The organism is Bellilinea sp. (genome assembly GCF_034432615.1).
Lineage (GTDB): Bacteria > Chloroflexota > Anaerolineae > Anaerolineales > Anaerolineaceae > Bellilinea.
Genome location: NZ_DAOUBL010000109.1, coordinates 1 through 13,593 on the forward strand (window position 1 = coordinate 1; position 13,593 = coordinate 13,593).

Here is a 13,593-nt window from a genome sequence, read left to right on the forward strand (position 1 = left end):
AGGGGCGCAATGATTTTGGAAGAATCGGTTACGGCGGGCCCTGTCCGCCGCCGGGCAAGCCGCACCGTTATATCTTCACCCTCTACGCGCTGGCTTTAGCCCCCGACCTGCCGCCCGGATTGAACGCCGCCCGGCTCAACAGCCTGATGCGCGGCCACATCCTCGCTCAAGCCTCCCTGACCGGCCTTTACCAGCGTTAATTTTCATTTTTGCCCTCTAAATTTTCAAGATCGGCCAGATCCTGAAACCGCCCGGAGGCGCGTTTATTCTGTTTTAAATTTTCGAGATCAATAAAGTTGACGATCACACCATCCACTTCCACACTGATACGCGCCCGCTAACATTCGTTGAAATTTACACCGGGAAGGGAGGTCATCAGATCAATTCGATTGGGAGGATAACCCAACTGGATCACCTGTTCCGGGGTCAGGAAATCCTATTCCTCTAAGTCCAGCGAGCCAAGACCAAACCGCTGCAAAGCAGCCAGTACACGGCTTGCGTTTTCACGTGTGCTTTCAATCCAGATTTCCAGATCTTTGGTGTATCGCGGATATCCGTGAAAAGCAACCGCGTATGCCCCAACCACTAAATAGCACGCTTCACTTGAGTTTAACGATTCGATAAACTTTTTGAAATCGGGGCTGAGTGCCATATTTCCATCGGTGAACTTCCTGGCGAATTTTCTCCAGCGCGGCCAGGCGCGCCGTGTAAGGCTGGCTGCGCCACCAGTCTGCGTCTTCCTTGGGCGCATAGAGCGAGCGTATTCGCACCACTTTTTGAACCGATCGCTGCTGGTTTTTCATGATTTCAATATACCATCAATCTCCATCGTCATCATCGTTGTCATCATCCCCGCCTTTGCCGCCCGAATCATCCCCACCTTTGCCGCCGGAGTCATCCCCACCTTTGTCATCGGTATTATTCTTGTACAGGTCGTCATCCGGGCTGGCGGTGACCTGCGGGCGAAGTGTGGCAGAAGGCGACGGGGTCGGGGTAAGGGTATGCGGGCTGGTGGGGGTTTGCGTCAGGGTCGGTGTGATGAGATTGGGTGTAAAGGTGGGGGTGGCTGGGGCGTTCAAACGTCCAACCCGCGCGCTGAGGGCCAAAAAGTCATTTTCGCCAACGCGGATGGCCGTGACCGAAATCGGTTTGCCCTCTTCGGGTGTGCCGTCCAGTTCCGCCAGGCTGGGCAGGCGCAGGCGCACCCCTTCCACTGTCCATTCGTATTCATTTTGCGCCTGAAGAATGCCGCCGATCTGGTAGAGCCGCAAACGCATTTCGGTGACTTCCAAACCCTGCTGACCGCGCACAAAACCGCGGATATCCACATAAGCGCCGCCCATTGAGCCGGCAGAACGCTGCAGATCACCGCTGAGCGTGAAGTCAATACCGCCGGCTGACCATTGATTGTAGCCGTCTTGAATGCGCCGGGTGAGAAAACCGCTGAATTCGACCGGCTGTTCTTTGCCGGAAAGAATCAACTGGCGCACTTCTTCTGCCCGCCGCTGGTCAAATGTATCTTCCAGGCGGATGCGTGCCAGTGCATCGCCGCTCAACGCCAGCTGCGCCTCCTCCACCGAGCGTTTGACGCCGTACAACGGTTGACCGGGCAGGGAACGGCCGGAAGCCAGCGTGAGGGCAAACCCCACCACCAGCATCAGAATCGCTGCTGAGAGCAGCAGCGAGGCAAAACGCAGCTGCGGAAAAGCAAATTTTGGCTGCGAGCGAGCCTGACGGGCAGCCTCCTCCAGAAATTGGGCACGGCTGCGCTGCTGTCCGCTGGTGGGCGGCAGGTAGAGGGCATTGGCCTGAGCCAGACGGGCACCATCCAAAAGCAGGCGCAGTTCTTCTGCCTGCTCGGGGTAATCCGCCAGAATTCTCTCCAGTGTTTCCCCCATTTGCATTCTTTGCAAACATTCTTCCAGTAATTGAGCGATTTCGGCAGGCTTCATGGCTTACCGGCTCCCTTCCAACTGGCGGCGTAAGGCCGCCAGCGCGCGAAATTGTAATACTTTCACTGCTTCGACTGACTTATTCATCGTCTGAGCCGTTTCCTGAAGAGATAATTCCAGCGAAAAGCGCAGCGTTAAAACATGCTGCTGGTCGGCGGTCAAGCGCTGCAAGGCAACCCGTACTTGCTGGTGGGAAAGCCTGTTTTCGGCTTCTTCGGCAGGGTTATGTCCGTTCGGCAGGTGTTGATGATGCTCCAGAGGGCTGACAGGATGGCGGTAATTCCATCGGTAATAATCCTGCACCAGATGATGCGCCGTACCCAGCAGCCAGGCGCGCAGGCTGCGAATATCCAATTCTTCTCTTTTCAAGGATTTCAGCAGTCTTAAGAACACTTCGCTGCTGATATCTTCACAGGCTTGAAGATCGTCAATTCGATAAGCCACATAACGGAAAACCAACGGGTAGAACATTTCATGCAGCGCGGATAGAGCTTGTGGCTCATAACGTTTTGCTCTTTGGAGCAAATCGGATAGGTCGGTTGAACCTGCATCCATAAGGCGGGAAGGTGGAACACTCATTCGGATTCTTTCTGCGATAGAGATATTATACATTCGCGACAAATCATCAAGGTGTTGCCGGGTGTGCGGGGAGGCACACCCGGTGCATTGGGGAGTCATCCGTTCACCGACCAGCCCAGCCATCCTTAATCAATCGTCTTTCCTTTTTTTCTCGTCATCGTCATCATCATCACCACCATCATCATCCTTGTTATCATCATCGGAACCGTCATCATGGTCATCCCCAGAGTCGTTGTCACCATCATCGGAGTCATCATCGCTGCCGCCGGAGTCATCGTCTTTGGAGCTGTCATCTTTGTCATCGTAGGAGTCATCGCTGCCGCCGGAGTTATCGTCATTGGAGCTGTCATCCTTGTCATCGTAGGAGTCATCGCTGCCGCTGGAGTCATCGTCGTTGGAGCTGTCATCCTTGTCATGGTAGGAGTCATCGGAACTGGATGGTTCAATTTCCCGTGCCAGATAAGAACCGTCATCTTGCAGGACAGCATGTACCTTGACCATTGTTCCAACGGCCAGCGCGCCTTTGATTTCGGTTTGCACCGTGGTGCGCACCGTGCGCCCGTCAATCACATACACGCCGTTTTGAATGGACTCGATCTTGCCGAAGAATTCCACTTCCCCGCTGCCCGGAACACCGGGAGTGGCGGTTGAACCGGTTTTGGGCGAGTCTTCGAGGTCAATCTTATCCGCCAGCAGTTGACCGTTGAGGATTCGTCCCTCCACCTCGACAAAACTGCCAATGCCAGTACCGGCAGAAATTTCTGTGGCAGGCGTCACCTGAACGATGATGGAAGAAATCCGCCAGTTTTCCGTTCCGGTTTCTTCTACAAAACCGTAGAACTTGAAACTGCTGCTGGAAGAGGCCGAGAGATCCAGTTTGACGGATTGGGCATACAGCGAATTGTCGGGCAGCAGCACGGCTTTGACCTGCACCCGATCACCCGGTTTGAGCGCGGAAACCACCACCGACTGCCCATCCAGTCGAAAAGTCTGCCCGTCCACCACCGCCGTCTGCTCGCTGATCTGCTCCAGCGTGCCGTTGAGTTCGATGCGCGCCAGGCGCGTTTCAAACGATGCAGACTCGGCATTATTGAGCGGCGCGGCTGCCAGCGGGGTATTGGCGGCATCCGCCGTAGCCGGTGCGCAGGCGGTCAGCCCCAGCAGGATAAAGACTGCCAGAGCGATCCATTTTCCGATTAAGTGACTCGATTTCTGGTTCATGGTTGAATTCTCCTCAAGAAAATTTGTGTTTATCTACCCAGATAGTCGTATTTCCCTCTTAAAAGTTACGGGTAGAGGAGAGTTGATAAGGAAAGAACTTTGTGAGGTACAATTCCACCCATGAACGCCCAACCCAATCATCACCAGAAGCGGCTGTATCTTTCCCTGCTGGCTCTGGCCGTGCTGATTTTGACCCCCTTTGGCCTGTATTTTGCCCTGCAGGCCGGGCTGAACGGGCTGGCAGCCGTTTTGTTCGGGCTGCTGAGCGCCGGCATTCTGCTGGTGATGTTGACGGCTTAACCTTTGAGGGGTGCAGTCTGAACGGCTTCGACCTGCTGAATGCGCTCGACCAGCGGGGCCAATTCTGGAAGGATTACCTCGCCGGCCCGGCCGCTGTCGCACAACTCGGTCACCTGCGGGTTGATCGGCAGGCGCGCCAGGAGAGGCGCTCCGGCGGCTTCACAAATTTCCTGCGCATGGCTGGCGCCAAACACGGCGTATTCGCCCCCATCCGCCGGACAGCGGAAGTAACTGTAATTTTCCACCACGCCCAAAATCGGAATGTTGAGGGTTTGCAGCATGTGCACGGCTTTGCGCACCACCAGCGCCGAAAGCCCCTGCGGGGCGGTTACCAGCACTACACCGTTAACCGGCAGGGTGCGCAGCACGGTCAGGGCTGCATCCGAAGTGCCGGGCGGCAAATCCACCAGCAGGGCATCCAGTTTGCCCCACAGCACCTGTGTCCAGAATTGCTGAATGGTGGCTGAAATCAAAGCGCCGCGCCACACCACCGGCTGATCGGCTTCCGGCAGCAGCAGATTGGTGGATACCACCCGAATGCCCTGACGGGTAGCCGCGGGTAAAATACCCTGCTCGCTGCCGCGCAAGCCACCCGCCGGCAGCCCAAAAAAGTGCGGGATGCTCGGGCCGGTCAGGTCGGCATCCAGTATCCCAACCTTCCAGCCGCGGCGGGTTAACTCCACCGCCAGCAGCGCGGTCAGCGAGGATTTGCCCACCCCGCCCTTGCCGCTCATCACCGCAATCACCCGCCGGACTTGATTGAAGGCATTGAGTTTGGGCAACTGCGGGGCAGCGCTGGCCATCACCGCGCGCCGTTCTTCATCGGTCATTGCGCCGAAAGTGATTTCCACCTGTTCAAACCCCAAAGCGCGCAGAATCTGGCGGGCATTGAAGGCCATTTGATCTTTCATCGGGCAGGTTGGCACGGTCAGCGCCAGGCTAAAGGACAGGCGTCCGTCCTCGTGCAGGGTCAGGTCGCGAACCATGCCCAGTTCAACAATGTTGCGCCCGATTTCCGGGTCAATGACCTTGCGCAGGGCGTTGAGAATCTCGTCGGTAGCGGTCATGCGGCAGGTGGTTGCAGGCGCACGCGCATCACACAGCGTTGACGGGCGCCAAAGCGGTATTTGTAATCCTCGCCGCCGCGCATGAAGTCAAATTCACGGTAGCGGTTTTCGATTGCCCACTGGATCAGGTAAGAGAGCAGCACCCACCCGGGCGAGTAGTCGTTGAAACGCCGGTCGAAGCCGGAGTTGTAAATCCACAATTGCTGCAAATAATCAAACGCCAGATAGGCAGCCGCCTTCTCGCCGCCGACTTCCAGAAAAGCCAGCCGCAGGCAGCCCAGATCAAAGGAGCAGCCAATCATCTCGCGCATGGTTTCGCGCATCGCCGGTGTGAGGAAAGCGCGTTTTTCGTCGTCCTGTTCCATCAGGGCAAACAGGGCCTCTATTTCGGCATCCAGCGCAGTGCGCTCTGTGACCATGTACCAGCGCGCCGGCGGCTCGAGGCTTTCGGCGCGGCGCAACTTGCGGCGGATTTCATGGCGCTGCTTTTTGTCCAGGCCGGCCAGGTAGGTTTCCCAATCCGACGGCAGGGGAATGCTGGGACACGGCTGGCAGAATTCCTTTTCAAAAGTCCAGCCGTGCCGGGCTGCCGCCGCTTCCAGCACATCGAAGGTGGGGGATTCTTGCGGTAAGTTGTACAAATCCAGGGCTGTAAAGGGCAAGTCGCTGCGCAGTTCCTGCAGGGCGGGCAGCAGCGCGTCTAAAAAGGCCGGCAGGTCTGCGGGGCGGGCGATGAAATCGAGATAATCGGAGATTTCGATGCTGCCCAAAAACAGCAAAGCCGGCTCGCCGCGGTGCTGCGGCGTCCAGAACAGCGGGGCAATGCCCAGCAGGCGGTCATCCTGGCGGGCGGTGATCAGCGCCAGCTGCGATTCGGGCGGCCATTCACCGCCGCCGCGCTGCCGCCACCAGATATCCAGATACTCAAAGCGCAGGAAGGGACAGTGCGAGGGGCTTTCGGCCAGCAGGGCGTTCCATTCTTTCTGCAGGGCCGGCGCCCATTCGCGGTGGAGTTGCAGTTCAAGGGTTTTCACGGCGGGAATTATACCGCACAACCCCCTCAAAGGCACACCTCTGTAAGAGGTGGGGGCAGGGCTTTCTCAAAGTCAAAAACGGTCAAACCGCAGCCGGCGGGTGGTGACCGATGTTTATTCGGAATAATCCACTGATGCGTCAAATCGAGCGATTTTGCCCCCTCCTGCGCCTCCCCAAAATCGGCACAGCGTTTTTGGGGGAGGTGGGTGGGGGTGATTCCCGTCAGGACGGGTTAATGTTACTGCGAGCGAGCGCGGCAGTCTCTGACAGGGCCCCCTCCTGCGCCTCCCCAAAATCGGCACAGCGTTTTTGGGGGAGGGGGTGGGGGTGATTCCCGTCAGGACGGGTTAATGTTACTGCGAGCGAGCGCGGCGAGCGCGGCAATCTCTGACAGGGCCCCCTCCTGCGCCTCCCCAAAATCGGCACAGCGTTTTTGGGGTGCGGATGGGGGTAATTCGCAAACGCGGCGGTTTTTTCCCCGCCGGGGAAGGGATGAGAAGGATTTCTTACCAAACTGTAAACCGGTTGAAAAGCACTTTTTACAAAAAATTTATAAAAAACCTTTAATTAAGTCATATAATGAAAGAGAATTTGTTGTCTGAATATACATGGCGCAAATCCGGCGTGGGCAGATTATCGCGGCGGCCTGTCCATTTCACCCCCGACCGGCAAGCGGCGGGCAGGAAGCGCAGCGAAGAGACACCGCAAGTGCGTGCAGTCCATCTTATTGGAGTGGGGTTTTGGGTAGAACGCAATGCAGGATAATATCTTTATCACGCTATTTGAAAACTTTGCCCTGCTGCTGGCAACCCTGCTGATCTTTGACGTCCTCATTCGGCGTGAGGACATCGGCAGTCCCCACCTGCGGCGGGTGATTGCCGGCCTGTTTTTGGGCGGGGTTGGCGTTTTACTGATTACCACACCTTGGACGTTTGCCGAGGGCATCATCTTCGACACCCGCTCGGTGCTGATTTCCACGGCCGGGTTGTTCTTCGGCTTTCCGCCAACCCTGATCGCCGTCCTGATCACCGCTGGCTACCGGCTGTACCTCGGCGGAGCAGCCGCGCTGACCGGCGTTGCGGTGATTGCGGCCAGTGCCGGCCTGGGGCTGCTGTGGCGTTACCGGCGCCGCCGCCAGCTGGAAAACATCCCGCTCTGGCAGTTGTGGTTGTTCGGGCTGGTCGTCCATCTGGTCATGCTGGCGCTCATATTCACCCTGCCACTGGAACGCGCCCTTGAGGTGCTGCGCGCCATCAGCCTGCCGGTTCTCTTGATCTACCCGCTCGGCAATCTGGCGCTGGGGCTGCTGCTGCAGAACCGGCTGCGGCGTGAGCGGCTGTACCATGAAAACCAGCGTCAAATCGAATTTTTGCAGTCCTCGCTGCAATTCTTTCAGGAAAGTTACCCCTCCCTCCAAAAATTTTTAGAATCTGCTTTGAATCAGGCCGTCCAGATCAGCCGCAGCCGGGTGGGCTTTCTCATGCTTTATGATGAAAGCAGCGACCGTTTTACGGCAAGCGTCGTCAGCCCCGAGGCGGCGGCGTTAAGTTCCATCGAAAACCCGCCCCAATTCTTCGAGGCCGCTACCGGCGGGTTGTGGGCCGAGGCAGTGCGTCAGAAAAAAGCCGTTTGGGTGAATGACTACCACAGCCCGCATCCGCTCAAAAAAGACCTTCCGCCCGGGCATATCGCCGTGGAGCGGTTTTTAGGGGTGCCGGCTTTGGAAGACGGCCGTGTAACCGCCCTGCTGGGGGTGGCCAACAGCCCCGAAGAGTACCGCGCCGAGGATGCACTGCGCCTTTCCCTGTTTCTGGACGGCGTCTGGAAGGCCGTGCGCCGTTTTCAAATGCAGCAGCGGATGCGCCTGCAGTCCACCGCGCTGGAAGCCGCCGCCAGCGTGGTGGTCATCACCGACCGCGACGGGCGGATCGAGTGGGTCAACCCGGCTTTCACCAGCGTAACCGGCTACACCCTGGAGGAGGTGGTGGGTCAAAACCCGCGCATCCTCAAGTCCGGCAAACAAGATAACGCTTTTTACGAAAATTTGTGGAATACCATTCTGTGCGGCCAGACCTGGCGCGGCGAGATGGTCAACAAACGCAAAGACGGCCGTCTGTACACCGAACAGGCGGTGATTTCACCCGTTTGCAGCGACGAAGGGGAAATCCAGCATTTCATCGCCATCAAGGAGGACATTACCGAGCGGCGCAAAGCGGAAGAAGCCGTCCGCGAAAGCGAGCAGCGCTTTGCGCTGATGGCCGAAGCCGCCCCGGTCATGATCTGGATGACCCACGCCGCCAGCAATGACGGTTATGTCAACCGCGCCTGGCGCGAGTTCATGGGATACCGGGAGGGCGACGACCTGAACCGCGTCTGGGAAGAACGCATCCACCCACAGGAACGCGAAAGCCTGATCCAGACCTACCAGCAATGTATGCAGCTGCACCTGCCGTTCATTGCCGAATACCGCCTGCGGCGCGCCGACGGCGAATACCGCTGGGTGAGCGACCACGCCGAGCCGCGCTTTTCGGCTTCCGGCGAATTTCTGGGCATGATTGGGGTATGCTACGACATCACCGAGCAGCGCCAGCAGCGCGCCCTGCTGGAAACGATTACCGCTCTCAACAAAGCCCTGACGCATGCCATCCGCCCGCAGGATATGTTCGACCGCATGATCAAAGAAATCACCCGCCTGCTGGAAATGGATGCCGCCATGCTGGAAATGATTCATCCGGAAAGCGGGCAGATTGAAATTGTCTCCGCCGGCGGGGCCTGGCAGGCACTGCGCGGCAAGAGCGAGTCGCCCCTGGAACACATCCGTCAGCAGGTGCTGGCAGAAGGCAAACCCTACCTCGAAAATCATGACGGCCAGCAGGCCGGCAAGGGTATTCCCGCACCGGCCTGCGGCTGCCGCGCCATTGCCAGCGTACCGCTGGAAGTGGACTACCAGAAACTGGGCATCCTGACCGTTGGCAGCTATCAGGCTATCTCCCCCGAAAAAGTGGAACTGCTCAAAGGGGCGGCCGAAGTGGTTGCCGGCGTCATCTACCGCGATGAACTCTACCGGCGCATCGAGCAAACCGCAGCGCGGCTGGGCTCCCTGCGCACCATTGACAATTCCATCATCGAGGGACAGGAACTCAAAACCGTGCTGCGCATTGTGCTGGAACAAACCACCCATCAAATGAACATGGATGCCGGTTCGATTTTTTTGTTCAACCCGGTTAATTCGCTGCTGGAACACGCCGCCGATTACGGGTTTAGAACCCGCGGGGTTGAAAAACCGCTCAAACTGGGTCAAAGTCACGCCGGCGAGGCGGCCGTGCGCCGGGAAATTCTCACTTACTCAAACCTGCCAGCCCACGGGGGTGAAATTGCCGGTTATCTGCTGGACGAGGAAGGGTTTCATTTTCAGGCGGTTGCGCCGCTGATTGCCAAGGGACAATTGATGGGCGTCATGGAGATGTTTGCGCGGCGCGAGTTTCAGCCCGGCGATGAATGGCTCAACAGCCTGCAAATTTTTGCCAATCAGGCGGCGATTGCCATCCAGAGCATTCAAAACTTTGAAGCCGTGCAGCGCTCCAACCGGGAGCTGCAGGCCGCCTACGAAGCCACCATCGAGGGCTGGTCGCGCGCCATGGATTTGCGCGACGAAGAAACTGAAAATCACACCCTGCGGGTAACCGACCTGACCCTGCGGCTGGCGCGCCAGATGGGCGTCCGCGAAGAGGATTTGATTCACATACGGCGCGGCGCGCTGCTGCATGACATCGGTAAGTTGGGTGTGCCGGATGCGATTTTGCAAAAAACCGGGGCGCTGAGCGACGAAGAATGGGCGCTGATGCGCCTGCACCCCATTTACGCCTACCAGATGCTCTACCCCATCGAATACCTGCGCCCGGCCATCGAGATCCCCTACTGCCATCACGAAAAATGGGACGGGACGGGCTACCCGCGCGGCCTGAAAGGTGAGGAAATTCCACTGGCGGCGCGCATCTTTGCCGTGGTGGATGTCTTCGATGCCCTGACCTCCGACCGCCCTTACCGCCCGGCATGGAGTATCCGCGACGCGCTGAAGTACATCCAGGATCAGGCCGGCAGGCACTTTGATCCACAGGTAGCCGAAGCCTTTTTGAGATTGTACAGCACGGGTTCGTTGAAGATTTAGGAAACAAAAAAATCCTAAACAAATTCCAAAAAAAACCTCTTGACTCGAACCCCCCAATTAAGATAGACTATTGCATAATCTCTGACATTATCCTGAATCCTATGCGCTTTTCCCCCTGGTTTTACGCCTATTACTTTTACGGCAACGCTGCACGGCTTGCCGGGCGTAACGCTTAAAGGGAAACGGGACTCATCCATACCTGAGGCGGCGCAACCGGCGCCGCCTTTTTATTTTCCTCATCGGAGGTGAAACCATGGTGGTACGCGGTATCCGCGGAGCAATTACGGTAGAAAACGATCAGCCCGAAGCCATTCTGGCAGCCACCCGCCGCCTGCTGCAGGCCATTGCTCAAGCCAATCCGGCCTTTCAACCGGCGGATGCCGCCAGCATCTTCTTCACCGTGACGCCGGATTTGAGTTCGGCCTTTCCGGCGGAGGCCGCCCGTCAACTGGGCTGGGGTGAAACGCCGTTGATGTGCGCCCAGGAAATCCCCGTCCCCGGCGCCCTGCCGCGCTGCATCCGCGTGCTGATTCACTGGAACTGCAATTTACCCTCATCTGCCATTCGTCATGTTTATCTGGGAGAGGCGGCCGGCCTGCGCCCGGATTTATCCGATTCATAAGCCAAAGGAGGTCTGAATGTTAATCGTTATGCAAAAGGATGCTACACCGCAACAAGTCGAAAATGTGGTTGCCCGCGTGCGCAGTCAGGGGTTGAGCGTTCACCTCTCTCAGGGCGCCGAACGGGTGGTGATCGGCGCCATCGGAGATGACCGCGCCGTTTCCAAAGACCAGTTCATGCTGCTGGAAGGGGTGGACCGCGTGCTGCCGATTTTACGACCCTACAAACTGGCCTCGCGCGAATTCAGCGATCAGGATACGCGGGTCAAAATCGGCGATCGGGAGGTGGGCGGCAGTGCCGTGCTGCTGATTGCCGGCCCGTGTTCGGTGGAAAGCCGCAGCCAGATTCTGGAAATTGCCCATGCCGTGCGCGAAGCGGGGGCGCACGCGCTGCGCGGCGGGGCGTATAAGCCGCGCACCTCCCCCTATTCTTTTCAGGGACTGGGCAGCGAAGGGCTGGAACTGCTGGCTGAGGCGCGGGCAGCCACCGGTCTGCCGGTTGTGACCGAGGTGCTGGCCACCGAACAGGTGCAGCAGGTCAGCGAAGCCGCCGATGTGCTGCAAATTGGGGCGCGCAACATGCAGAACTTTGCCCTGCTGCACGCCATTGGCGAAACCCGCAAACCGGCCCTGCTCAAACGCGGCATGAGCGCCACCGTCGAGGAGCTGCTGATGGCCGCCGAGTACATCCTCTCGCACGGCAACCGTCAGGTGATTTTGTGCGAACGCGGCATCCGCACCTTTGAAACCGCAACGCGCAACACCACCGATATCAACGCCGTGCCGGTGTTGAAATCGCTCACCCACCTGCCGGTCATGCTCGACCCCAGTCACAGCACGGGATTGTGGCAGTTTGTCACGCCGGTGGCGCGCGCCGCCGTTGCCGCCGGGGCCGATGGTTTGATCATCGAGGTCCATCCCCACCCGGAAGAAGCCCTCTCGGACGGCAGCCAGTCACTCAAACCGGAACGCTTTGCCGAACTGGTGCGGCAGGTGCGCGCCATAGCCGAAGCGGTCGGGCGCACGGTAGCCCCGCCGCTGGGCGAATCTTTCCCCCAAGAGCGCGATAATGGCCGAAGACCCCAGTTTTAATCGCCCCCTGGCACAGCAGACGGTTGCCATTGTCGGGCTGGGGCTGATGGGCGGGTCGCTGGCGCTGGCACTGCGCGGACGGTGCGCCGGACTGCTGGGCATGGATCACAACCCGGCCGTGGTCGAGCAAGCCGCCAGAATGGGACTGGCCGATCGGGTCAGTACGCTGCCTGAAGTAGTCCTTCCGCAGGCCGGTCTGATCATTCTGGCAACCCCTCTTTCGGCGATTTTGCGCCTGCTGGATGACCTGCCCGGCCTGCACCCGGGGCCGGCGGTGGTGCTGGATCTGGGTTCGACCAAAAGCGCGGTGGTGGAAAAAATGGCCGACCTGCCGCCGCAATTCGACCCGCTGGGTGGGCATCCGATGTGCGGTAAGGAACGTTCTTCGCTGTCCGAAGCCGAGGCCGGTCTGTACCGCGGGGCGCCGTTCGCACTCACCCCTCTGGCGCGCACCAGCCCGGCGGCGCGCCGGCTGGCGGAAGAGCTGGTCGGCGCAGTCGGCGCGCACCCGGTCTGGCTGGAGGCTGACGAGCACGATGCAATGGTGGCCGCCACCAGCCACCTGCCCTACCTGACGGCGGTTGCGCTGGCAAGCATTACCCCACCGGAAGCCGCTGCGCTGGTCGGGCCGGGTTTCCGCTCCACCACCCGGCTGGCAGAAACCCCGCTTTCGATCATGCTGGACATTTTGCGTTACAACCGCGCCAATCTGCTGCCCGGCCTGGTTCGCTTACAAAGGGAGATCGCCTACCTGAGCCACCTGCTGCAATCTGAAGATTACCCCGCCCTGGCCGCCGAACTGGAACAAGCCGCCCGCCGGCGGATGCAACTGACCCGCCCTTCAGCGGAGGAGAAAGCATGAGCCGTCTGACCGTCTTTCCCGGCCATCCCCTGCGCGGCGAGGTCAACCTGCCGGGCGACAAATCCATCTCGCACCGCGCCGCTCTGCTGGCTGCCATGGCGGAAGGGGAAAGCCGCATCGAGCATTTTCTGGATTCGGGCGTCACGCGGGCATTGCTGAACGCTCTCCAACAGGTAGGGGTGGCGTGGCATCTGGACGGCGAAACGCTGACCGTCCAGGGGCAGCCCTGGCGCAATCCCTCAGCGGCACTGAACTGCGGCAATTCGGCCACCACCCTGCGTTTACTGGCGGGGGCGCTGGCCGCCCGCAACACAGCCGCCGTGCTGGATGGCTCCGCCGGTCTGCGCCGCCGCCCGATGGGGCGCATCCTCCAACCGCTGCGCGCAATGGGGGCGGCGATTGATTCGGCGGATGGCGAACACGCCCCGCTGACCCTTTCTCAACGGCCGGCCGGTAAGCCACTGCGCGCCGCCACCCACCGTCTGGCGGTTGCCAGCGCGCAGGTGAAATCCTGCCTGCTGCTGGCCGGGCTGGCTGCCGAAGGCGCGGTCACGGTCATCGAACCGCACCGCTCGCGCGATCACAGCGAACGCTTGTTGGGCGCGCTGGGGGTGGAGATCGAAAGCCGCCCGCTGGAAGATGGCTGGGGAGTAACCATCCACCCCCACCCCGCCGCTCTGCCGCTATTCCATCTGAC

General features: G+C 59.3%; 12 protein-coding genes and 1 pseudogene. 7 read left to right on the top strand and 6 right to left on the bottom strand.

Annotated elements, in window-relative coordinates; translation table 11 throughout:
- Positions 1–200, top strand: a pseudogene (locus VAE48_RS05055) (YbhB/YbcL family Raf kinase inhibitor-like protein); the annotation flags it as partial.
- A gap of 399 nt (positions 201–599) precedes the next feature.
- Here the strand turns inward: VAE48_RS05055 and VAE48_RS05060 are convergent.
- From VAE48_RS05060 to VAE48_RS05075, 4 genes are all read right to left on the bottom strand, one after another.
- Positions 600–803 (bottom strand): hypothetical protein, encoded by a 204-nt coding sequence (locus VAE48_RS05060; protein ID WP_322792229.1) that lies wholly within the window; start codon positions 801–803, stop codon positions 600–602.
- Positions 804–818: 15 nt separating this feature from the next.
- Entirely contained in the window at positions 819–1,952 is a 1,134-nt protein-coding gene (locus VAE48_RS05065; RefSeq protein WP_322792230.1) for a DUF5667 domain-containing protein, read from the bottom strand.
- A 3-nt stretch (positions 1,953–1,955) separates the two neighbouring features.
- Positions 1,956–2,531, bottom strand: a complete 576-nt coding sequence (locus VAE48_RS05070; protein ID WP_322792231.1) for a sigma-70 family RNA polymerase sigma factor — start codon at positions 2,529–2,531, stop codon at positions 1,956–1,958.
- Positions 2,532–2,660: 129 nt separating this feature from the next.
- Positions 2,661–3,752, bottom strand: coding sequence for a DUF5666 domain-containing protein (locus VAE48_RS05075; protein ID WP_322792232.1), 1,092 nt, complete (start codon positions 3,750–3,752; stop codon positions 2,661–2,663).
- 120 nt (positions 3,753–3,872) lie between these two features.
- Between VAE48_RS05075 and VAE48_RS05080 the strand changes: the two genes are divergently transcribed.
- Complete coding sequence (locus VAE48_RS05080) at positions 3,873–4,052, top strand: hypothetical protein (protein ID WP_322792233.1); 180 nt, start codon at positions 3,873–3,875, stop codon at positions 4,050–4,052.
- Here the strand turns inward: VAE48_RS05080 and VAE48_RS05085 are convergent.
- Both VAE48_RS05085 and VAE48_RS05090 read right to left on the bottom strand, forming a co-directional pair.
- Complete coding sequence (locus tag VAE48_RS05085; protein WP_322792234.1) at positions 4,049–5,119, bottom strand: Mrp/NBP35 family ATP-binding protein; 1,071 nt, start codon at positions 5,117–5,119, stop codon at positions 4,049–4,051. The genes VAE48_RS05080 and VAE48_RS05085 overlap by 4 nt on opposite strands.
- On the bottom strand, positions 5,116–6,153 hold the full coding sequence (locus VAE48_RS05090) for a GNAT family N-acetyltransferase (protein WP_322792235.1): 1,038 nt from the start codon (positions 6,151–6,153) through the stop codon (positions 5,116–5,118). Before VAE48_RS05090 ends, VAE48_RS05085 begins: the two co-directional genes overlap by 4 nt.
- A 755-nt stretch (positions 6,154–6,908) precedes the next feature.
- On the opposite strand from VAE48_RS05090, the gene VAE48_RS05095 reads away from it, so the two are divergent.
- The 5 genes from VAE48_RS05095 to VAE48_RS05115 all read left to right on the top strand — a co-directional run.
- Positions 6,909–10,322 carry a GAF domain-containing protein gene (locus tag VAE48_RS05095; RefSeq protein ID WP_322792236.1) on the top strand — a complete coding sequence of 1,138 codons (3,414 nt, stop codon included), beginning with the start codon at positions 6,909–6,911 and terminating at the stop codon, positions 10,320–10,322.
- A gap of 256 nt (positions 10,323–10,578) precedes the next feature.
- Positions 10,579–10,944 (top strand): chorismate mutase, encoded by a 366-nt coding sequence (gene aroH / locus VAE48_RS05100; protein ID WP_416181021.1) that lies wholly within the window; start codon positions 10,579–10,581, stop codon positions 10,942–10,944.
- A gap of 16 nt (positions 10,945–10,960) precedes the next feature.
- Positions 10,961–12,034, top strand: coding sequence for a 3-deoxy-7-phosphoheptulonate synthase (gene aroF, locus VAE48_RS05105; protein ID WP_322792238.1), 1,074 nt, complete (start codon positions 10,961–10,963; stop codon positions 12,032–12,034).
- The gene (locus VAE48_RS05110; protein WP_322792239.1) at positions 12,012–12,896 is read left to right on the top strand and encodes a prephenate dehydrogenase; all 885 of its coding nucleotides are present in this window, start codon (positions 12,012–12,014) and stop codon (positions 12,894–12,896) included. Before aroF ends, VAE48_RS05110 begins: the two co-directional genes overlap by 23 nt.
- A partial coding sequence (locus tag VAE48_RS05115; RefSeq protein ID WP_322792240.1) for a hypothetical protein occupies positions 12,893–13,593 on the top strand: 701 nt, incomplete at its 3' end. The genes VAE48_RS05110 and VAE48_RS05115, both read left to right, overlap by 4 nt.